Below are 19,206 nucleotides of genomic sequence, written 5' to 3'. Positions count from 1 at the left end.
ACCCCAGCACAACCCGCTAAACTTCGGGCATCCCCCCGAATCTGGAGGGGGTCCCGCGCCCCAGGTCAAAAAGGGCGCTTCGCACCTAGACGGGCTTCATACGTGACTTTTTCAGAACTCAATATCGATCAGGACATGGTCGATGCACTTGCTACCAAGGGCATCATCGAACCGTTCCCGATTCAAACTCAAACCATTCCTATGGGCCTCGCAGGCCAGGACATCATCGGTCAGGCTAAAACCGGTACCGGTAAGACTCTCGGCTTCGGGCTTCCCGTGCTGCAGTCACTGGGCACCGATCCTGAGCCCGGCGTGAAGGCCCTCATCGTGGTGCCTACTCGCGAACTCTGCGTTCAGGTCGCCGAAGACCTCGTGCTCGCGGCATCCAATCGCTCGACCAAGGTTGCCGCCATTTACGGCGGCAAGGCGTACGAAGGTCAGGTCGAACAGATTAAGGCTGGCGCTCAAGTCATCGTCGGTACGCCCGGTCGCTTGCTCGACTTGGCCAGCCAGCGCATGCTCTCGCTCAAGGACATCAAGGTGATGGTTCTGGATGAGGCTGACAAGATGCTCGACCTCGGCTTCCTCTCCGACATCGAGAAGCTGTTCGCGCAGACGCCTCCTACTCGCCACACGATGCTGTTCTCGGCAACGATGCCCGGCCCGATTGTGGCTCTCGCTCGTCGCTTCATGAACAAGCCCATCCACATCCGCGCGACCGACCCCGACGAGGGCCTGACGCAGAAGAACATCAAGCACGTCGTTTACCGCGCGCACAACCTCGACAAAGACGAGGTCATCGCACGCATCCTGCAGGCTGAGGGTCGCGGCAAGACTGTTGTCTTCACGCGCACCAAGCGTGCTGCTGCCAAGCTTGTTGAAGAGTTGAACGACCGCGGCTTCAACGCTGCCGCAGTGCACGGTGACCTCAACCAAGAGCAGCGTGAGCGTGCCATGGCCGCGTTCAAGGCGGGCAAGAAAGACATTCTTATCGCGACGGATGTTGCGGCACGAGGCATCGACGTCAACGACGTTACGCACGTGATCAACCACACCATCCCCGACGACCACGACACCTACCTGCACCGCGCAGGCCGAACCGGTCGCGCTGGCAAGACCGGTGTTGCTGTCACGTTCGTGGACTGGGCAGACATGCTCAAGTGGACGCACATCAACAAGGCGCTCGAAATGGGCATCCCCGAGCCGACCGAGACGTACTCGTCGAGCCCGCACCTCTTCTCCGATCTCGACATTCCGGAGGGAACCAAGGGTCGTCTGCCTGGTTCACACGCTCCTGTCGTTCGCACGGCTGCCTCGAGCGGGTCGGGTTCAGCCGGTCGTTCAGGCTCCGGTTCGAGCTCACAGGGCGGCGGCCGTGGCCGCGACTCCCAGCGCTCCGGCGATGGATCTTCGCGTCCTCCGCGCAATCGCACACGCTCCGCCGGATCCGAATCAGGTTCGCAGGGTGACGGTGGGTCGGTTGCCAGCGCACGCTCGTCTGACGACAAGGTTCGCCCCGAGGGCGGCGGAACCCACGATGGTGGCGCACCGGCACGTCGCAAGCGCACTCGTCGTCGTCGTGGCGGAGACGGTGCGCCAACTGCACCCCCGAGCGTCTAGTTCGCCCGATCTGAAAGTTTCATAAGAAAGCCCCGCTTTGTGCGGGGCTTTCTTCGTTGGTGCGAACGCTCAGCTGTTTTCCGCAGGCTCAGCCGCGGGAACAGACGCCGTGGTTCCGGCGTATTGCTGTGAGAGGAACCGATACGACTTTGTCGAGAACGCCACGATAGCCACGACGACCATGAGCAATCCCGCGATGAGAAAGACGAGCGCGATGCCGCGTGCCGCACCGTCGCCGAGCAGCCAGCGAAACGCATCCTGCCCGTTCTGAGAGTCCATGTAGGGGATGATGAGAAATTGGGCAATGGGGGCAATAGCGAATGCCGTGATCGGGGCCGCCGCCGCTTCGAAGGCTTGCGCGAATCCGAACACTCGGCCTTGCGTGCGGTACGGCACGATCTTCTGGATGACGGTTTGCTCCGCCGCTTCTACCGCTGGCACGAGGGTCATGTAGAGCAGGATTCCGCCGGCATACAGCCACCACCAGTCCCGGATCGTGAACATGGCTCCGAGAACTCCCATTAGTCCGACCAGAAACAGCATGGTTCGGATGGGGTTGCGGCCGAGCCCGAATTTGGCGACCAGTAGTCCCCCAATGATGAAGCCGCTCGACGATACGCCGAGCACGATTCCCCAGACTTCTACAGGAAACAGCTCAAGCCCATAGGGGTCCATTAGTGCGATGTACACACCGCCGATGAGGTTGTTGAATGTCGAGAAGATGATAGCGCAAAGAGTCCGGTAGCGGCACGGACTGCGGTGATACTCCCCCGCAGGTCGACGAGCGGTGAGCGCCCGCCCTCTTCGGGTTCCGGTTTCTGTTCCGGAATGCGCAAGACCGTGAGATGGATGAGTGCGGCGGCAGACAGCACAATCGCAATAACGAGAGTCCAGCCCATCCCGAGCAGGCCAATCGAGAGTCCGCTGAAGACGCTCGTTACCAAAAATGAGAGCCCCTGAACCGTGCCGACCAGGCCATTGGCGTTGGCGTGGCGCTCTTGGGGCACCAGCAAAGTCACGGTTGTCGAGAGCGCAATGTTGCGCATGTTTTCGATGACGGCACCGAAGAGGATGATGCCGGCAAAGATCCAATACATTGGTCCACCGAGGTCGAGCAATATGGACTCCGGGAACAGCGCGTAAATAGTGCCGGCGATGCCGAACGCCACGAGGGTGACCAAGCCGGCAAAGAGCATGACGACGTGTTTACGGTGTCGATCAACGATGGTTCCGAAGACCATCGAGAACGCTGCGACCAACAACATGTAGGCGCCGCCGATAATGCCGGTCGCGAGCACCGATCTCGTCTCGAGATACACCCAGAATGTCAGAGCGAACCACAAGTAACTTGTCGTGATATTTGCTACTGCAGTGTTGACGAGAATCTGCAGGAATGTCGTCATCCCACCGGGCAACGGTCCTTGTGTGGGGGTCGTGTCGGATGAGGTTTCGTTGGACTCAACCATTTGCTGATTTTACACAGTGCGCCGTGTTGTGACTCAGGAAAATGTAACGATCGACGGCGGCGATCGGGGCCAGTTATTGATGGAGAAGGCACTGGTTTTATCGGCTAAACAGGCGCACAATAGAAAAAATGTTCCTCAGCGCACGGTAGCCAAGGAGGAGATCAATGCCAGCGCAACGGAAGGACTTTCCCCCAGACTTCATGCCTGTTCTCTCCACGGGGCGCCACCGAACCCCGCGAAAAGGCGGATGCTTTATGGAGTTCGCGTCGTACCTTGCCGGAGAAAAGTGGAGCGATCATCCGTCGTGCACCCATCCGTCGCTCGCCCTCTTAGCGCGCCTCGTCAATGACTGCACCTCAGACGATGACCGGTCGCAGCTGGCAGAGCTCATCCCAGCCGTGATCGGAATGACCAGCGACGATCAGCGCGTGGACCTCCGCATCGCACTGCGCGCAGCTGCCGCGGCGCTGCCGATCGTCAGCGAGGGCCGTCAGCGGGCACTTGCAGTGGGCATCATCGCGACACAGTCGCAACTCGCCACCCTCGACCCTTGTGCCGACACCACTGTGGCCGACGCGGTAGCGTCAGCGCTGGCTCAAGCCCCAGCAGCCGAACAGTGGGCACGAGATTTCAGCGCTGAGCATCACAATGAGCCTCGCCCTCGTGCCGTCAAGCGAATAACGGAATCCATCATCTGCACCGCGGTGCTGGGAATCGCCCAAGCCTGCACCCCCGGAGCAAACCAGCGACTAGAAGCGCTGCTCCGTGAAGCGATCGAGGATTGCCGGGCGATCGTCGATGCCAGCGTCGAAGAGACTCAGCACGTCACGTCACGAGCCGCTCGGGGCCATCTCGTTACCCACGACCGCTTAAGGTCGTAGCGAGTCAGCTACGCTGCGGAGCGTTGCGGCAGATTCTGTGAGCAGGCGTAGCTCTTTTTCGCTAAAAGTTGTTTCCTTTATGGGGGTTGCGCCCGAAGCACTCACGATGCAGGGCACGGAAAGTGCGACGCCACTGAGCCCTTGGAAGTCAGTGAGCACGGGAGCAACGGGCATGACAGAGTGCTTGTCGCCGAGGATCGCTTCCACGATGTGGGCCGTTGACAACCCGATCGCATAGTTCGTCGCGCCTTTGCCCTCGATGACCTTATAGGCGGCGTTTCGGACGCCGTCGGCGATGTCGTCGAGCTCGGTTTCCGTCATGCGGGGGTGGCCGTCGCGTTGCCATTCCAGAATCGGAACGCCACCGATTGTGGCGCGTGACCACAGCGGAAACTCTGAGTCACCGTGTTCGCCAATGATCGACGCATGAACACTGGATGGCGATACTCCGGCTCGCTCGGCAAGCTTCCACCGCAGTCGCGAGGTGTCGAGCACGGTGCCGGACGCAAAAATACGCTCGGGCGGAAGCCCCGACTCCTCGTGCGCGAGCACCGTGAGAACGTCGCAGGGATTCGTCACGATGACAAAGATCGCGTTGGGGGCGACCTCCATGAGCTGCGGCATCATCGAACGGATCATGCGGGCGTTGACATCAGCAAGTTCGATGCGGGACTGGCCAGGGTTCTGCTTCGCGCCAGCCGTGATCACCACAACGTGCGAGCCCTTCACGACGGAGATGTCGCTTCCGCCCATAATCTGACTCGACCCCGTGAACTGGGTGCCGTGGGCGAGGTCGAGTACTTCGGCATCCACTTTCTTGGTCGCGATGTCGTAGAGCGCAATCTGGCGAGCCGACCCTCGGATCAGGGCGGCATAGGCGGCGCTGGCCCCTACGCTGCCCGCTCCAACAATGGTCAGCTTTGAGTTCTCGACAACGCTCATGCGATTAGTGTCCCACGTCCGCTGTTCCCAGAGCGTGCGCCAAGGCCGACTCGCCCGAACAGTGCCGAGGACTCAGCGCCTGGCTCAACGACACCGGCTGACCCGTACTAATTATGTCGTCATTGCGGAGGCGAGCTGCGCAATGATCCGCTTGAGAATGGGGCGCGAAGTCGCCAGGTTCATGCGGATGTGGCCCGCACCGACAGCGCCATAACCGACACCGCCATTGACCCGGATGCCCGCCTTCTCCGCCAACATCTCAGCGAGCTCTGGCTCATCCGAGTACGCGCGCAAGTCAACCCACGCAAGGTAGGTTCCCTGCATCGGCGCCATGCGTGCCTCTGGCAACAGTTCGGCGAGCGCCGCCCGCGCATACTCGATGTTGCCTTCGATGTACTCCCGCACTTCGCCCAACCACGGCTCGCCACCGAGGTAGGCAGCGGTGTTGAGACGCATTCCGGGGGTGCTGGCACCGTGAGACGCCATCCAGCCGATCGTCTCCCACAGTGTGCGGTCGGCGTCGTTACTGAGGATTATCTGAGCGCACTTGAGCCCGGGCAGATTGAACGCCTTCGAAGGACTCGTTGCGGTGACCGCGACGCGTGCTCCGGCATCCGACACACTCGCCAACGGCACGTGCTTGGTTCCGAAAAGTGTGAGGGGGGCGTGAATTTCATCGCTGAATATGCGGGCGCCATGAGCGTCAGCAACATCGGCGAGCGCCGACAGCTCATCGCGCGTGAAGACCTTGCCGGTGGGGTTGCCGGGATTGGCGAGAACAAAGACGTTGGCACCCGCAGCGAAGTGCCGAGCAATGTCGTCGAGGTCGAGCGAGAAGCTGCCGTCGTCACCGCGCAGCATGGGCGACTCGATGACGTCGCGACCAAACGCCTTAGGCAACATCAGGAACGGCATGTAAGCGGGAGTGGGAACGATGACGGCTGCGCCAGGTTTGCTGAATTCGACGATCGCCAACTCGAGCCCTTTGAGCACGTCTGCAAGCGGGAAAATATCTGCAGCGTCAACGGCCCAGCCGTACTGCTCGTTGTGCCATTTCGCCGTCGCAGCGCTCATCTCCCGCGCGACTGATTCAGCGGGGTACCCGAATTCGAGTCGTTGAGCGATCGACGCCCACTCTTCGAGCACCGCGGGCGCGGTACCAAAGTCCATTTCGGCAACGCCGGCACACAGCAGGTCACCTTCAGGGGCGGTCCACTTATTACTTCCGCGACTGCGCAAAAGTTCGGGGGTGATGGCATCCCATTGTTCGGCATTGGTGGTCATGCTGGCTCCTACTCGATGGGGTGACTGGCGGCGTTGGCATCTCTCGGTGCCGCGGTCGGCTGTGCGGTTATGCGGCTATGCGGTTGTGGTGTGTGGTTTGGCGTTACAGCGGGGCATCAACGATGAATGGTTTCGAACCGGTCGCTCGCGCAATGATCTTCTCGAGCACTTCTGGCTCGGTGGTGTTCTCGGCTAAGCGGTTGGGTTTGCCCATCCCGTGATAATCGCTCGCGCCGGTGGCTTCTAGGCCGTACTTGGCGCAGAGTTCGAGCAAAAATTCGCGGCCCTCAGGTGAGTTGTCGCGGTGGTTTACTTCGAGCCCGAATAGTCCTTCATCGGCGAGTGACTTGATCACTGATCCGGTGAGTTGGCGGTATTTTCCGTGGGCGGCCGGATGCGCGAGCACGGGCACTCCCCCGGCGGCAACGATCATCTTCACTCCCTCGAGCGGGCTCGGGGCGTAATATTTCTCGTAATAGCCGCCCTGCCAGTGCAGGATGCTCTCAAACGCTGCGCTGCGGTTGGCAACGTGACCTTTGCGCACGAGTGCATCAGCGATGTGCGGGCGACCAAGGGTCGTACCGTCAGAGGATTCCGCGAGCACGTCATCCCAAGTCAGGTCATAATCTTGCGAAATCTTCTCGACGATTCGTTCGGCACGTCGCAGTCGGCCATCCCGAATGCGTGCAGTCTCGCTGACGATCGTGCGGTTCAGGGGATCAAACAGGTAGGCCAACACATGCACGCTCGCTGGGCCATAGTTTGTGCTGAGTTCCATGCCGGGAATCACATTGATTCCAGAAACTTTGGCCGCTGAGATCGCCTCTTGCCACCCAGCGGTTGAGTCATGGTCGGTGAGCGCGACAGTGCCGAGCCCCGCTCGTTTGGCAGACCGAATCAGCAGGGTGGGAGTTTCGGTGCCATCGGACACCGCACTGTGAGTGTGCAGGTCGATCGGTGTGTTGCGCATTCTGCAAGCCTATTGCTCTAGGCTCAGGGCGCTATGTTCCAACGCATCCTTGCAGCGATCTTTATTGTCGCTATCGCCGCCGTCCTTATCGTCGCGGCTTGGCCACAGTTGTTTTCTCTTGAGCAAACGGCCGGAATCGCTCAGATTGTGTCGTTGCGCGGCCTTGCGGCTGCTGTGGCCTTTGTGGCGGTGCTTGGCCTGACCTTGATTTCGTTGCTGTCGGCGCGCTTGCACCGTTTCACAGCATCCCTTGCCGTTATTGCTCTTGTCTTTTGCGCGCTCACTCTTGCAGTTTTGGCCACGCGTGGTTTCGGTAGCCCCGGTTTCGAAACCAAAGCTGAGGGCGACATCACAGTGCTCTCCTGGAACACTCTTGGCGATGCGCCAGGAGCTCCGACCATTGCCGATTTGGCACTCGTCAATGATGCGGATGTTGTGACTCTTCCCGAGACCACCCGCGAGATGGGCATTGAGGTCGCCACCTTGATGGCGGCGAGCGGTCGCCCTATGTGGGTGCACACGCTCGCCTATGACCAGGTGTCGAAGTCCCGCTCAACCACCATTCTGATTAGCGTCGATCTGGGTGAATACGATGTTGATGAGTCGACCCGTACCACGTCGACTCTGCCGAGCTTGATCGCGGTGCCGCAGGATGGCGACGGCCCCACGTTCGTTGCCGTGCACGCTGTCGCACCGATTCAGGGTGAGATGGCCAACTGGCGCAGTGACCTCGATTGGCTTGCCGAACAATGTCGGGCGAGCAATGTCATCTTGGCTGGTGACTTCAACTCGACTCTCGATCATTACGCCTCGCTCACCGACGGCGTCGATTTCGCTCTCGGCAGCTGCTTCGATGCCGCCTCCGTGACCGACAATGCGGCTCTCGGAACCTGGCCAACACAATTGCCGGCACTGTTGAGCGCCCCCATTGACCATGTGATGGCATCGAACGACTGGACCGTCACTGGCATGCGAGTTATCGAATCGCACGATGGAAATGGCAGCGACCACCGCCCCATTCTGGCCACTCTCTCACCTAACCAATAGTGCCTTTTGCCCCTCTAGGGGCGACACTAGAGGTATGGCAGATTCAGCTACCCCCGCGCCCCGGGCGACCACAAATCGCTCAACAACTCCCCAGTCTTCGGGTTTCTCCGATTACATCTCATCCGGATGGGCTGAGCGGGTTGACGTCGACGTTGTACCGCGTGATCAGGCAGCGTTTGCTGCTGACCGCCGTGCACGACTCTCGCAGCTGCATACCGGCAAGCGATTGATTGTTCCCGCTGGTGCCGCCAAGGTGCGTTCCAACGACACCGACTACCCGTTCCGCGCGCACTCCACCTTCGCTCACCTCACGGGGTGGGGTTCGGATGCTGTTGCCGGCAGTGTGCTCGTGATGGAGCCGTCGGCTTCTGGCCACACGGCAACCCTCTATTTCCGCCCTGCGGCTGGCCGGGACACGAGCGAGTTTTATGCGAACCCGGATGCCGGAGAATTCTGGACAGGTCCGCGCCCCTCACTGAGCAATGTGGCTACCGATCTCGGACTCGAGACTCGCCCGCTCGTCGACTTCGAGGCGGTTCTCGACTTGGTTGATGGCAACACGTTTATCGTTCGTGATGGTGACCGCGATGTCACTGATCAGGTTGATGGTCGCCGCCTGTTGTCCGCCGATTCTGAGTCCCTGGAGAACGATGGCGACAAAGACCTCAGCCGCGACCTCAGCGAGTTGCGTCTCGTGAAGGATGCGTTCGAGGTTTCCGAGATGCGTTCAGCCGTTGATGCCACTCAGTTGGGCTTCAACGATGTCATTGCTGATCTTCCCAATATTGTGGAGCACGCCCGCGGCGAGCGCCTTGTCGAGGGAACCTTCAACCGTCGCGCTCGCGCCGAGGGCAACACTGTCGGGTACGACACGATTGCCGCCTCTGGCCCTCACGCGTGTGTGTTGCACTGGACCCGCAATGATGGCCCCGTGAACCCGGGCGACCTCATCCTGATTGATGCGGGCATTGAGCTCGATAGCTATTACACCGCTGATATCACGCGCACATTGCCCATTAGCGGCACCTTCACTGAGATTCAGCGTCGGGTGTATGACGCGGTGCTCGAAGCGGCGGATGCTGCTTTTGCGATTGTGCGCCCCGGAATCAAGTTCCGCGATGTTCACGCTGAAGCGATGCGCGTGATCGCTGAGAAGACGGCGGAGTGGGGCGTGCTGCCAGTTTCCGCCGAAGAGTCACTACTTCCGGACAACCAGTACCACCGCCGCTACATGGTTCACGGCACCAGCCATCACCTCGGCATTGACGTGCACGACTGTGCGGCAGCTCGGCGCGACATGTACCTTGACGGCGTGCTTGAGCCCGGCATGGTCTTCACAATTGAGCCCGGCCTGTACTTTCAGCCGGACGACATCACCGTTCCCGAGGAGTACCGCGGTATCGGCGTGCGTATCGAAGACGACATCCTTGTCACTGACGATGGTGCCGAAAATCTGTCGGTGAACATTCCCCGAACGGCGGATGCTGTCGAGGCGTGGATCGCACGCTCGTAGCTATTACGGGCTATTTCGCCGCGTCGTCAGAGTCTTTGCTGCCAAGCGCGTCCGATGCGTCGGGCGCGCTGGGCACTGGCGGCGCATCGTGAACCCCGCGCATCCCGGCAGCGGCTGTTCCCAGGATGCTGTGCGCTTTGGCGGTGCGTTCGGGCGAGATGATGATCTCGTAGCGGTCGGCTATGAGCTGTGACGTCGCAGCATAGTCACGACGTTTGCGCATCATGGAGTAGTTGACGACGCCGAAGATCATTCCGATGCCTGCACCGGTCAGCACAGCGGCAAAGAAGATTCCCACCTGTTGCGGCGTGACGGGCGCGAGGATCGTGGTGATGAGGCCGAAGAACAACCCGAGCCAGGCACCGGTGATTGCTCCCCCCAGTGCAGCACGGCCGTAACTCAGTCGGGCCGTAACGACTTCGACTGTCGTGAGATCGCGGCCGACTATGGCGATGTTCTTAATATCGAATTCGGCTTTAGCGAGCTGGTTAATTACGGACTGCGCGTCGGTATAGCTGTCGTAGCTGCCGAGCACGTCTCCGCGCGGCACGCTCGATTGTTGACGTGCACGGCGGGAGAATCCAGTGAAGTTGCTCATCAGTTCATTGTCCCATGCAAGGGTATGGTTTTAGTTGTGAGCAACTCAAGAGTATTCGTCGCCCGATTGGTGGGCTGCTCGGTCTTCGATCCCAATGGAGACCGCGTCGGCAAGGTTCGCGATGTGCTTGTCGTGGAGCGCGCTGATGCGAGCCCGCGCGTTGTCGGAATGGTTGCTGAAGTACCCGGCAAGCGTCACGTTTTTCTTTCCATTGGTCGCGTCACGAGCATCGGCTCTGGCCAGATCATCACCACGGGTCTCCTCAATTTGCGCCGCTTTGAGCAGCGCGGTGGTGAGATTCGAGTCATGGCAGAGCTGCTGGGGCGTCGCGTTGGTATGAGTGATGGCTCCGGCGAAGCCCAGATCGAAGATGTTGCGATCGAAGAGATCGACATTGGCGAGTGGGAGATAAATCAGCTCTTCTTGCGCCGCCCCAAAGCCGCCGGTGCGCCTCTCTTCGCTAAGGGCCCGACCGATTTCGCGGCGTGGGATGAGATCAAGCACAACGTCCACAAGGGCGAAGCGCAGTCCGCTACTCAACTCGTTGCCAGCTTCTCTGATCTGCTACCGGCTGACCTCGCTAACGCCATGCTTGAGCTCCCCGAACAGCGCATGATGGAAGTCGCCGAGGAGCTCTCTGACGATCGTCTCGCTGACGTGCTTGAAGAGATGCCCGAAAAAGAGCAGGTTGATCTGCTCAACAAGCTCGACGACGATCGTGCTGCCGACGTGCTCGATCAGATGCAGCCGGATGACGCAGCCGACCTGATCGCCCATCTCACCGCCGAGCGCGGCGAGACTCTTCTTGACCTCATGGAGCCAGAAGAGGCCGAAGACGTTCGTTTTCTTCTCAGTTATGACTCCGACACTGCCGGTGGGCTCATGACGACAGAGCCAATCATTGTGTCTGCTGACGCAACGGTTGCTGAGGGTCTTGCCCTCATCCGTCGTCACGACCTTGCACCAGCACTGGGGGCCGCTATTTGCGTGACCCTGCCGCCGTATGAGCCACCGACCGGTCGCCTTCTGGGGATGGTGCATTTTCAGCGGATGCTGCGCTACCCGCCAAACGAACGACTCGGGGCTTTGATCGACCAGTCTCTCGAGCCGGTACGGTCGTCAACAACGGCGGCAGAAGTTTCGCGCATCCTCGCCAGCTACGACCTCGTTTCGGTTCCGGTAGTTGACGATAATCACCGACTGCTCGGGGTGGTGACCATTGATGACGTGCTCGATCATCTTCTTCCCGATGATTGGCGAAGTACAACCGACGAGTCGGCAAGTTTTGACGACACTTCGACTCGACCACTAACCATCGTTCAGCAGAAAGAAATTCGTGCAGGGAGGTCACCACGTGGCATCAGCTAAGCGATCACAGCGCAACGATCTGCGTCTTGATACTCCCAAAGGTCTTCGCAGCGGTTTTGGCATGTTTCAGAGTCGCGACCGCATGGGCCGCTACTCTGAAGCTTTTGCGCGCGGCATGGGCACGCCGTGGTTTTTGGTCGGACTCTCGGCATTCGTTGGTGTGTGGCTTATTTACAACACCAGCGCGCCCCTCGACGCCCAGTTTGACCCGCGCTCTACTAACTTCACGCTGCTCACCCTGATTTTGTCACTGCAGGCTTCTTACGCGGCACCTATGATCCTGCTCGCGCAGAACCGTCAGGATGACCGCGACCGCGTGCAAATTGAGCAGGACCGTCAGCGTGCTGAACGCAACCTCAATGACACCGAATACCTTGCTCGCGAAGTTGTTGCATTGCGCTTGGCGATGACCGATCTGGCCAGCAAAGATTTCATCCGAGCGGAGCTTCGCGCCTTGCTCGAAGAGCTTGAGAAAGACCCAGAGGCCGACGATGAAACCTCGGCGTCTTCATGACTGATGAGCTCGAGACGGCTTCGGTAGCCGATGAGTCGCGTGCGCCCACTCCGCTAGAGGCTGCCGTGCTGGCGTCGCTGGTGACCGTGATCGATCCCGAGATTCGTCGCCCGGTCACGGAACTCGACATGATCTCTGGGGTGGTTGTCGATGGTGCCGGGGCAGCATCCGTTGGCCTCACTTTGACGATTGTCGGATGCCCGGCCGCCACCTCAATCGAGCGTGATGTGCGCGAGGCGACCGAGCGGGTGCCCGGAATCACTGCAGTCACGGTAAACGTTGCGATTATGTCGCGTGCCCAACGCGATGCTCTCACCGACAAACTGCGCAAGGGGCGACCCAAGACGATGCAGTTTGGGCCTGATTCGTTGACCCAGATTGTCGCGGTTACGAGCGGCAAGGGTGGCGTCGGCAAATCAACACTTACCGCCAACTTGGCCGTCTCGCTGGCCCAGAGCGGTCTGCGGGTTGGCGTGATTGATGCTGATGTGTTCGGCTTCTCGATTCCGGGGTTGCTTGGCTTGCAGGGGGCGAAACCTACTCAGGTTGGCGAGATGATCATGCCGCCCATTGCCTATGACGTGAAGGTTATTTCGATCGGCATGTTTGTCGAGGAGAATACTGCTGTGTCGTGGCGCGGGCCGATGCTGCACCGCACCATTCAGCAGTTCTTGACCGATGTGTTCTTTGGCGATCTTGATGTGCTTCTGCTCGACTTGCCGCCGGGCACGGGCGATGTTGCGATCTCGCTTGGTCAGTTACTGCCACACTCCGATGTCGTTGTCGTCACAACCCCGCAGTCCGCGGCGGCCGATGTTGCGGAACGCAGCGGTCTCGTCGCCCGCCAAACCGGTCAGCGCGTGATCGGCGTCATCGAAAACATGGCCGGGCTCCCCCAGCCCGATGGCAGCGTGCTCGAGATCTTTGGCTCGGGCGGTGGGGCGGATGCCGCAGCCAAGCTTTCTACGCCAGATGAACCGGTCTCGGTGTTGGCGTCGATCCCGCTCAGTATCGCCCTGCGTGAGGGCGGCGATCTCGGGGTTCCCGTGGTGATTGCGGCTCCCGAGGATCCGGCGGCCCAGGCCATTCACGCTCTCGCCGCCACTCTCCGGTCGCACAAGCGCAGTGTTGCTGGCCGCAAGCTGGGGCTCAGCGCTCGATAAGCGATAAAAATATTGACTTTCGATAGATAAACATCGATTATCGATATATGAAAACTTCCCATCAACAGCCGTCGCTGGTCGCAGCAACAGCAACTTGGGTAGCGCTCGGGCTTCTCGCAGCGCTGGTGTTTGTTAGTTGCGCTGCACTGATTCCATTCTCGGAGTCAATGGCAACGGAGTACCCAGAGTTCCGAGGTCTTCGAGTTCCCCTACTCACAATCGCCTTGGCGGTCGGCCTTTGCGTCGAGGTAATTCTCGTTTCGACAGCCGTACTGGTCCGCTTCATTCGACGAGACCGCATCTTCAACCCCGCCGCCCAGCGATTGGTCAACGTGCTTTCGATCAGCGTTCTCACCGCCACCACTACGACGGGGGCAACGCTGGCATTCATTCCAGGGCCGCCACTGTTGGCGATCATGATTATCGCGAGCGTGTTGGTGGGGATCACGCTCTTCTTCGTTCTCCTCGTACTGAAGTCACTTCTGCGACGAACAGCGCTCATGCGCACTGAGCTTGATGAGGTTGTCTAGTGGCCATCCGCATCCTCATCGACCGTTTGCTTGTCGAGCGAGGGATGTCGGTCGGTGAATTTGCCGAGGCCATTGGGATTACTCCCGCCAATGTCGCGGTACTCAAGAATGGTCGCGCCCGGGCCGTGCGGTTTTCCACGCTGGATTCGATTTGCCGGGTTCTGGAGTGCCAGCCCGGCGACATCCTCGTGTGGGACGACGAAAGCCACTTAGATTCTTAGCGCGCGCTGAATCCACCAGCAGGGCCTCATCCATCAGCTGGTCCAGCGAGCAAGACGCGTCGATTTATTGCATCTTTTTGTTATCCCGCCAACAACCAGCGAGAAATATCGATGCTGATGACTACACGGTCGCCATCCATCGATGAATCGCGAACATCCCATCCGCTGTACTTTCGACTAAAAGAATCTATGACATCAAGGGATACATCGGCCACTGCTGCAAGATTCGCTGTACCTTGCGCGACCATGGGCGCATCAGAAGTGCCCTCGATAGCCACACTGACCCGCGGATCATGCCTGATATTTCCGACTTTTGCGTTGCGCGCTCCACTCGCAACGCAAATGCGACCAGAGTAATAAACGAACCAGACGGGCGTGGTGTGCGGCGAGCCGTCGGGGCGGAGAGTTGTCAGCCAGCCGATCATCGACTCCTGCACACGTTTCACAGCGCTCAACGACAAGGGACGATCGCTCATTCGTCCACCATCTCACAGGAACGCACTGACAGCCGTTAACGCAAAAACACCACAGCAGTAGTTGCTGTGGTGTTGCGTAAACCGGCTGGCGGTTGGCTACGGCATCTGGTGGTAGCGACGGGTGGGGATGCGACGGTATCCGTCGGTTGCTACGGCACGCACGGTGGCGATGATGCCGATTGCGGACAGGGCCCCAATGATGATCAGTTCGAAGTTCATGTCTATAGTCTCGCCGCGTTCAACCATTTAGAACAAGATGATCTTCCTTATCTAACCTTGTAGGATAACTACATGGATATTCGGCGCTTGGAGTTGCTTCGTGAGCTTTCTGACCGCGGCAGCATTACCGCAGTAGCCAAGGCAACGATGCGCACCCCATCCGCCGTCTCTCAGCAGCTCAAAATTCTCGAACGCGAGGCAGGAATCCCCCTCACCGAACGCGTTGGCCGGGGCATTGTGTTGACGTCTGCTGGCCGCGCGCTCGCCCTCACCGCCGCTGATGTGGCTACCGCAATCGAAAAGGCCGAAGCGCTGTGGAATGACTTTCGCGAATCCCCTCGCGGTGACGTTACGATGACCATTTTTCCCACCGGCGGCGAAATGCTGCTGCCCGGGCTCTTCAGCGCCGTCAATCGACAACCAGGGCTGACCCTCAGCTGCAATGACCAAGACTCTGTGCTCGAAGATGTCGCCAACCTCACCGCAGACTACGACGTCGTTGTCTCAGACTCCCCTCACGTTCTCCCCGCCTGGACCGAACGGGGGCTCGCGGTTGTTCCCCTCATGCGGGAGTCACTGGATGTCGCGCTCCCCGAAGATCATCCGCTCGGCCGAAAGTCGGCGCTCACCCCCGCTGACCTTCTCGACGAAACGTGGATTGGTGTGCCATCCGGTCTGCCATTTGACCGCATCCTGCGACGGATCGAAGCGGCTAACGGTGCCCCAGCGAAGGTCGCCCAACGCCTCACAGACAACAGCATCGTTGAAGCGGTCGTTGCGGCCGGCCATGGCATCGCGATTCTGCCGCGCTTCACGACCCGTGACCGCGAAAACGGTCTCATCACCCGCCCTCTCAAGGGCGTGCCTTCGTCGCGATTGATTTCCGCATTGCTGCGACCCGACCGAGCCGAACGGCCATCCGTGCGGGCAATCGTCAAAGCCCTCGTCGACGAAGCAACCCGCTTCGAGCGCGAGCACACGGTCTAGCGCCGCCGCGCATCCGCCCGCCTTAGAATCACGAAGTGGAATATTCGTTACGCGCCAGCACAGCTCAGGATCTCGACTGGTTGCTAGACCTGCGCACGGTTGAACTTCGGGCTGACCTCGAGCGCCACGGACTCTTCGATCCGGTTCGAGTACGCACGTGGATGAGCGACGCTTTCGCCCCCGAAAACACCCAGATCATTCAGGTGGCCGGCAAGGACGTCGGTTCTATCAGCGTTCGCCATGAACCGGATGCCCGCTGGATCGAACACTTTTACCTGCCCGCCGCTCTGCAGGGGCAGGGAATCGGCACTCGGGTGCTCGCCGAAGTATTGGCGCGACCTGACCGACGCCCGTTTCGCCTGATGGTGCTTCAGGGAAGCGCCGCGCTGCGCCTGTATCAACGCCACGGTTTCACTCCCTATGACCACGACGACCACGACGTCTGGCTGACACGGCCAGCGACCGCCCAGTAGCGTCCTAATCCGTCGGCTCGATAAGGCGCGCGAGCAGCTCGATGAGTAAGCGTTCGGTAAGCGGCGCTGGCATCGCAGCGATGAGTGCCAATAGCGGCGCCATCCGGTCGGGTAGCCCCTGATCGCCGGCACCGATACCCAGCGCGCCGAGTAGGCCCGATGCGGTCGCAGAATCGAGAGGGGCAGCATCCGGGTTGCCGAGCGCAGCAATCGCCTCAGCAGGCAACGTCGCGAGCACCGCTTCGGCAGAAACCGGGGGAACACCACGAACCTCGTCAGCCGCTGCCCTCAGCGCAATGCTCAGCTCTTCGAGCACGTTTGCGGTGACGGGCGTCACGGTGAGGTGAGTAGTGGCAGGCAGCATCGTTCCATCACTCTGCACCAAGGACGGCTGCAATTGCAGCAAGAAGCCGTGTTCGCAAGTCTGGTCGGCCCAGTGGTGCGGGTCGACGCGGCGATCAGCGGCAACGGACTCATCGGAGGCGATGGCCAACAACGGTCCGACCGGGTTGCCGACAACGCGCAGGCCCTCAATCTCGCCAATCACGTCGCGCAGAGCTTGAGTGGACCGCGCACACGACTCGGAGAGCTCGGCAAGCCCACTCGTGCCCAACGCCTGAATGATCGCCCAGGCGGCAGCCAGAGGCCCGGCCGACTTCGAACCAAGGATCGTGGGGTTCACGATCGGGTAGCCCGGCCAGCGGGTCGTCGCGAAATACTGCGCACGCTGACGGTCCCGACCGCGCTGCAGAATCACCGACGCCCCCTTGGGCGAGTACCCGAACTTGTGCAGGTCGGCGCTGATGCTCGTTACCCCCGTCACCGTGAAGTTCCAGGGCTCGACGCCTTCCCAGAAAGGAAGAACCCAGCCACCGATGCAGGCATCAACGTGACACGCGATTCCGCGTTCCGCTGCCGCCGCCGCAACCTCGACCACGGGATCCATCGCGGCGTGCGCATAGCTCGGAGCCGACACCACCACGAGAGCAACATCGTCCCCCATGCGCGCAATGAGATCGCTAGCAGCAACCTCGCCGCCCGGCCCGACCGGCACGAGATCCAGTTCGAGACCAAAGTAGTGTGCCGCTTTCTGAAAAGCAGCGTGCACCGTCACGGGCGCCAGCAATCGCGGCGTGCCCGCGCGAGCCGAAGCGCCGGCACCACGCCACACATCGCGTGCCGTTTTGACGGCCAGCAGACAGCTCTCGGTGCCACCCGTTGTGACGGTACCGACGACATCCTCGTCACCACCGAGCAGGTCACGGGCGAAACTCAGTACTTCACGTTCCATGACGGCGACCGACGTAAACGTGGTCGGGTCAAGCCCATTGACGGGCTGAACAGCACGGATGGCTTGCGCGGCGAGTTCGTCGAGTTCGGCTAGCCCGGAGTCGTAAACATACGACAGCACACGCCCGCCGTGAGTGGGAGCATCCGCTTCGCGCAGTCCATGGAGCCGCTCAAGGATGTCGGCGGGTTCGTGGTCAAAATTCATCGGGTCTCCTGATCATTCTGAACGGTGGTTGGGCCGTTCGACTGGTGAGTGTCATTGTCAGCTTCGTCTATGTCATGGCGGCGAAGCGGGTAGCGCCTGAAGGTCAGCAGCGAGAGGCCGATGATCACAGCGGGAACAATGCTGAAGCTGATGATTATTCCGGCGATTGCCGAATCAGGCTGCGTCACTGTCTGGTTGGCGACCGATTCGAGATAGCCGGATACCGCGAGCACTGTCGTCAGCACAGTGGCACCGAGTGCCATGCCGGTGGTTTCGCCCGCGGTCCAGACTCCACCGAAGGTGCCGGCCGAGGCGATCTTGTGGCGGCGGGAGTCGTGAGAGATCACGTCGGGAAGCATCGACATCGGCAACGCTTGCATTCCGGCGTACCCTGCTCCGGCGAGCGCCACGGGAGCGTAGATCCAGGCTCCGGGGGCCCACAATTGCGGCACGATCAGCAGGGCACCGATGCCATAGCAAGCAGAGGCCCACACGAAAGCGCGCTCTTTGCCAATGCGACGGGAAATCGCGGCCCAGACTGGCGCGAAGAGTAGCGCCGGCCCGATGAGAGAAACGAAAAGGATGGCGACGCCCGTGCCGAGCACCCAGGTCGCAACGTACTGAGCGCCGGCGAGCATGACGCCTGTGGCGAGACCTTGCAACAGAAACGTCACGAGCAAGGCGCGGAAAGGCTGGCTGCGTTTGAGCGCGGCTACGCCCACCCGATACGTTTCGACAATCGAGACTGACTTGGCCACTGCGATCGAGCCCGTCGGTGCCGAGAATGAGGAGATTACGAGCGAGACGCCCATGAGTACAGCGGCCGAAACCGCCATAACGAGGTACCCGAGCCGTTCATCCGCAAAAGCATCACGAATTTCGGGTGCCCCGGCGCCGAACAGCAAAATCGCGACCGTCAGCACAACCACTCGCACGGCAAGCAGGCGAGTTCGTTCGTCATAGCTTCTGGTGAGTTCAGCGGGCAACGCGATGTACGGCACTTGGAACAGGCTGAACGCCGTCGCCGTCGCGACGAAAGCGATGAACACCCAGATGCCCGAAGCGAGCGGGCCGATTCCGGCCGGCACGGCGAATGTCACCACAAACAGAATCGGCAGCAGGATTGCACCGACGAGCATCGCCGGTCGTCGCGTTCCCCGATGGGCCAAGCTGCGGTCGCTGCGGGCACCGATCACGGGGTCGATGATCACGTCCCACACCTTGGCGGCGGTCACCAGAATTCCCGCGGCGAGCGCCGCGATTCCGAGGGTATCCGTCAGGTAGTACACCAACACAAGGCCGGGCAGGGCACCAAAACCGCCGGTGCCAAGCGAACCAATGGCATAGGTGGCGATGGAGCCTCGGGTAAGAGCTCGCGGCGCTGCGGTGGTCATCTTCGTGAGCCTAGCGCTTTGCACAGCCGAAGTTGTGGTGCCCGG

The 19,206-nt window shown here is 60.6% G+C and carries 19 protein-coding genes and 1 pseudogene; 11 read left to right on the top strand and 9 right to left on the bottom strand.

Going from position 1 to position 19,206, the window contains the following annotated elements; translation table 11 throughout:
• Positions 1 to 102: 102 nt before the first annotated feature.
• Positions 103 to 1,620 (top strand): DEAD/DEAH box helicase, encoded by a 1,518-nt coding sequence (locus tag ON14_RS14380; RefSeq protein ID WP_010206183.1) that lies wholly within the window; start codon positions 103 to 105, stop codon positions 1,618 to 1,620.
• A gap of 69 nt (positions 1,621 to 1,689) precedes the next feature.
• Here the strand turns inward: ON14_RS14380 and ON14_RS14375 are convergent.
• Positions 1,690 to 3,023 (bottom strand): annotated as a pseudogene (locus tag ON14_RS14375) (MFS transporter).
• A gap of 227 nt (positions 3,024 to 3,250) precedes the next feature.
• Between ON14_RS14375 and ON14_RS14370 the strand changes: the two are divergent.
• Positions 3,251 to 3,967 carry a hypothetical protein gene (locus tag ON14_RS14370; protein ID WP_039742949.1) on the top strand — a complete coding sequence of 239 codons (717 nt, stop codon included), beginning with the start codon at positions 3,251 to 3,253 and terminating at the stop codon, positions 3,965 to 3,967.
• Here ON14_RS14370 and ON14_RS14365 read toward each other — a convergent pair.
• From ON14_RS14365 to ON14_RS14355, 3 genes are all read right to left on the bottom strand, one after another.
• Complete coding sequence (locus ON14_RS14365) at positions 3,956 to 4,909, bottom strand: L-lactate dehydrogenase (RefSeq protein ID WP_010206180.1); 954 nt, start codon at positions 4,907 to 4,909, stop codon at positions 3,956 to 3,958. The two genes, ON14_RS14370 and ON14_RS14365, sit on opposite strands and share 12 nt — an antisense overlap.
• 111 nt (positions 4,910 to 5,020) lie before the next feature.
• A complete protein-coding gene (locus ON14_RS14360) occupies positions 5,021 to 6,193 on the bottom strand; it encodes a MalY/PatB family protein (protein ID WP_010206178.1) in 1,173 nt (390 codons plus the stop codon).
• Positions 6,194 to 6,296: 103 nt separating this feature from the next.
• A complete protein-coding gene (locus ON14_RS14355) occupies positions 6,297 to 7,163 on the bottom strand; it encodes a PHP domain-containing protein (protein WP_010206177.1) in 867 nt (288 codons plus the stop codon).
• A gap of 33 nt (positions 7,164 to 7,196) precedes the next feature.
• On the opposite strand from ON14_RS14355, the gene ON14_RS14350 reads away from it, so the two are divergent.
• A complete protein-coding gene (locus ON14_RS14350; RefSeq protein ID WP_010206176.1) occupies positions 7,197 to 8,210 on the top strand; it encodes an endonuclease/exonuclease/phosphatase family protein in 1,014 nt (337 codons plus the stop codon).
• Between the two features lie 34 nt (positions 8,211 to 8,244).
• Positions 8,245 to 9,723, top strand: coding sequence for an aminopeptidase P family protein (locus ON14_RS14345; protein ID WP_010206174.1), 1,479 nt, complete (start codon positions 8,245 to 8,247; stop codon positions 9,721 to 9,723).
• A gap of 10 nt (positions 9,724 to 9,733) precedes the next feature.
• Here ON14_RS14345 and ON14_RS14340 read toward each other — a convergent pair whose 3' ends face one another.
• Complete coding sequence (locus tag ON14_RS14340; RefSeq protein WP_010206173.1) at positions 9,734 to 10,321, bottom strand: general stress protein; 588 nt, start codon at positions 10,319 to 10,321, stop codon at positions 9,734 to 9,736.
• A 36-nt stretch (positions 10,322 to 10,357) separates the two neighbouring features.
• On the opposite strand from ON14_RS14340, the gene ON14_RS14335 reads away from it, so the two are divergent.
• Genes ON14_RS14335 through ON14_RS14315 form a run of 5 tightly spaced genes read left to right on the top strand, consistent with a single transcriptional unit; the run spans position 10,358 to position 14,117 of the window.
• On the top strand, positions 10,358 to 11,689 hold the full coding sequence (locus ON14_RS14335) for a magnesium transporter MgtE N-terminal domain-containing protein (RefSeq protein ID WP_026037762.1): 1,332 nt from the start codon (positions 10,358 to 10,360) through the stop codon (positions 11,687 to 11,689).
• The gene (locus ON14_RS14330) at positions 11,676 to 12,203 is read left to right on the top strand and encodes a DUF1003 domain-containing protein (protein WP_010206171.1); all 528 of its coding nucleotides are present in this window, start codon (positions 11,676 to 11,678) and stop codon (positions 12,201 to 12,203) included. The genes ON14_RS14335 and ON14_RS14330 overlap by 14 nt, the downstream gene beginning before the upstream one ends.
• Entirely contained in the window at positions 12,200 to 13,366 is a 1,167-nt protein-coding gene (locus tag ON14_RS14325; protein WP_010206166.1) for a P-loop NTPase, read from the top strand. Before ON14_RS14330 ends, ON14_RS14325 begins: the two co-directional genes overlap by 4 nt.
• Positions 13,367 to 13,413: 47 nt before the next feature.
• The gene (locus tag ON14_RS14320) at positions 13,414 to 13,896 is read left to right on the top strand and encodes a DUF2975 domain-containing protein (RefSeq protein WP_010206164.1); all 483 of its coding nucleotides are present in this window, start codon (positions 13,414 to 13,416) and stop codon (positions 13,894 to 13,896) included.
• Positions 13,896 to 14,117 (top strand): helix-turn-helix domain-containing protein, encoded by a 222-nt coding sequence (locus tag ON14_RS14315; RefSeq protein ID WP_010206162.1) that lies wholly within the window; start codon positions 13,896 to 13,898, stop codon positions 14,115 to 14,117. The genes ON14_RS14320 and ON14_RS14315 overlap by 1 nt, the downstream gene beginning before the upstream one ends.
• Before the next feature lie 80 nt (positions 14,118 to 14,197).
• On the opposite strand, the gene ON14_RS14310 is transcribed toward ON14_RS14315, so the two are convergent.
• Together ON14_RS14310 and ON14_RS16330 are read right to left on the bottom strand one after the other, a co-directional pair.
• Complete coding sequence (locus ON14_RS14310; protein WP_010206161.1) at positions 14,198 to 14,593, bottom strand: pyridoxamine 5'-phosphate oxidase family protein; 396 nt, start codon at positions 14,591 to 14,593, stop codon at positions 14,198 to 14,200.
• A gap of 96 nt (positions 14,594 to 14,689) precedes the next feature.
• Positions 14,690 to 14,812, bottom strand: a complete 123-nt coding sequence (locus ON14_RS16330) for a hypothetical protein (RefSeq protein WP_255559947.1) — start codon at positions 14,810 to 14,812, stop codon at positions 14,690 to 14,692.
• Between the two features lie 72 nt (positions 14,813 to 14,884).
• Here ON14_RS16330 and ON14_RS14305 point away from each other — a divergent pair, with 72 nt between their 5' ends.
• Together ON14_RS14305 and ON14_RS14300 are read left to right on the top strand one after the other, a co-directional pair.
• A complete protein-coding gene (locus ON14_RS14305; RefSeq protein WP_010206159.1) occupies positions 14,885 to 15,799 on the top strand; it encodes a LysR family transcriptional regulator in 915 nt (304 codons plus the stop codon).
• A gap of 35 nt (positions 15,800 to 15,834) precedes the next feature.
• On the top strand, positions 15,835 to 16,272 hold the full coding sequence (locus tag ON14_RS14300; protein ID WP_010206158.1) for a GNAT family N-acetyltransferase: 438 nt from the start codon (positions 15,835 to 15,837) through the stop codon (positions 16,270 to 16,272).
• A 4-nt stretch (positions 16,273 to 16,276) separates the two neighbouring features.
• Here the strand turns inward: ON14_RS14300 and ON14_RS14295 are convergent, their stop codons facing one another.
• Both ON14_RS14295 and ON14_RS14290 read right to left on the bottom strand, forming a co-directional pair.
• Entirely contained in the window at positions 16,277 to 17,767 is a 1,491-nt protein-coding gene (locus ON14_RS14295) for a pyridoxal phosphate-dependent decarboxylase family protein (protein ID WP_010206156.1), read from the bottom strand.
• Positions 17,764 to 19,161 (bottom strand): MFS transporter, encoded by a 1,398-nt coding sequence (locus ON14_RS14290; protein WP_010206148.1) that lies wholly within the window; start codon positions 19,159 to 19,161, stop codon positions 17,764 to 17,766. The genes ON14_RS14295 and ON14_RS14290 overlap by 4 nt, the downstream gene beginning before the upstream one ends.
• Positions 19,162 to 19,206: the final 45 nt, after the last annotated feature.

The organism is Salinibacterium sp. PAMC 21357, from assembly GCF_000247645.1.
Lineage (GTDB): Bacteria > Actinomycetota > Actinomycetes > Actinomycetales > Microbacteriaceae > Rhodoglobus.
Note: the sequence above shows the minus strand (reverse complement) of the source record. Positions and strands in the feature narration are given on the sequence as shown.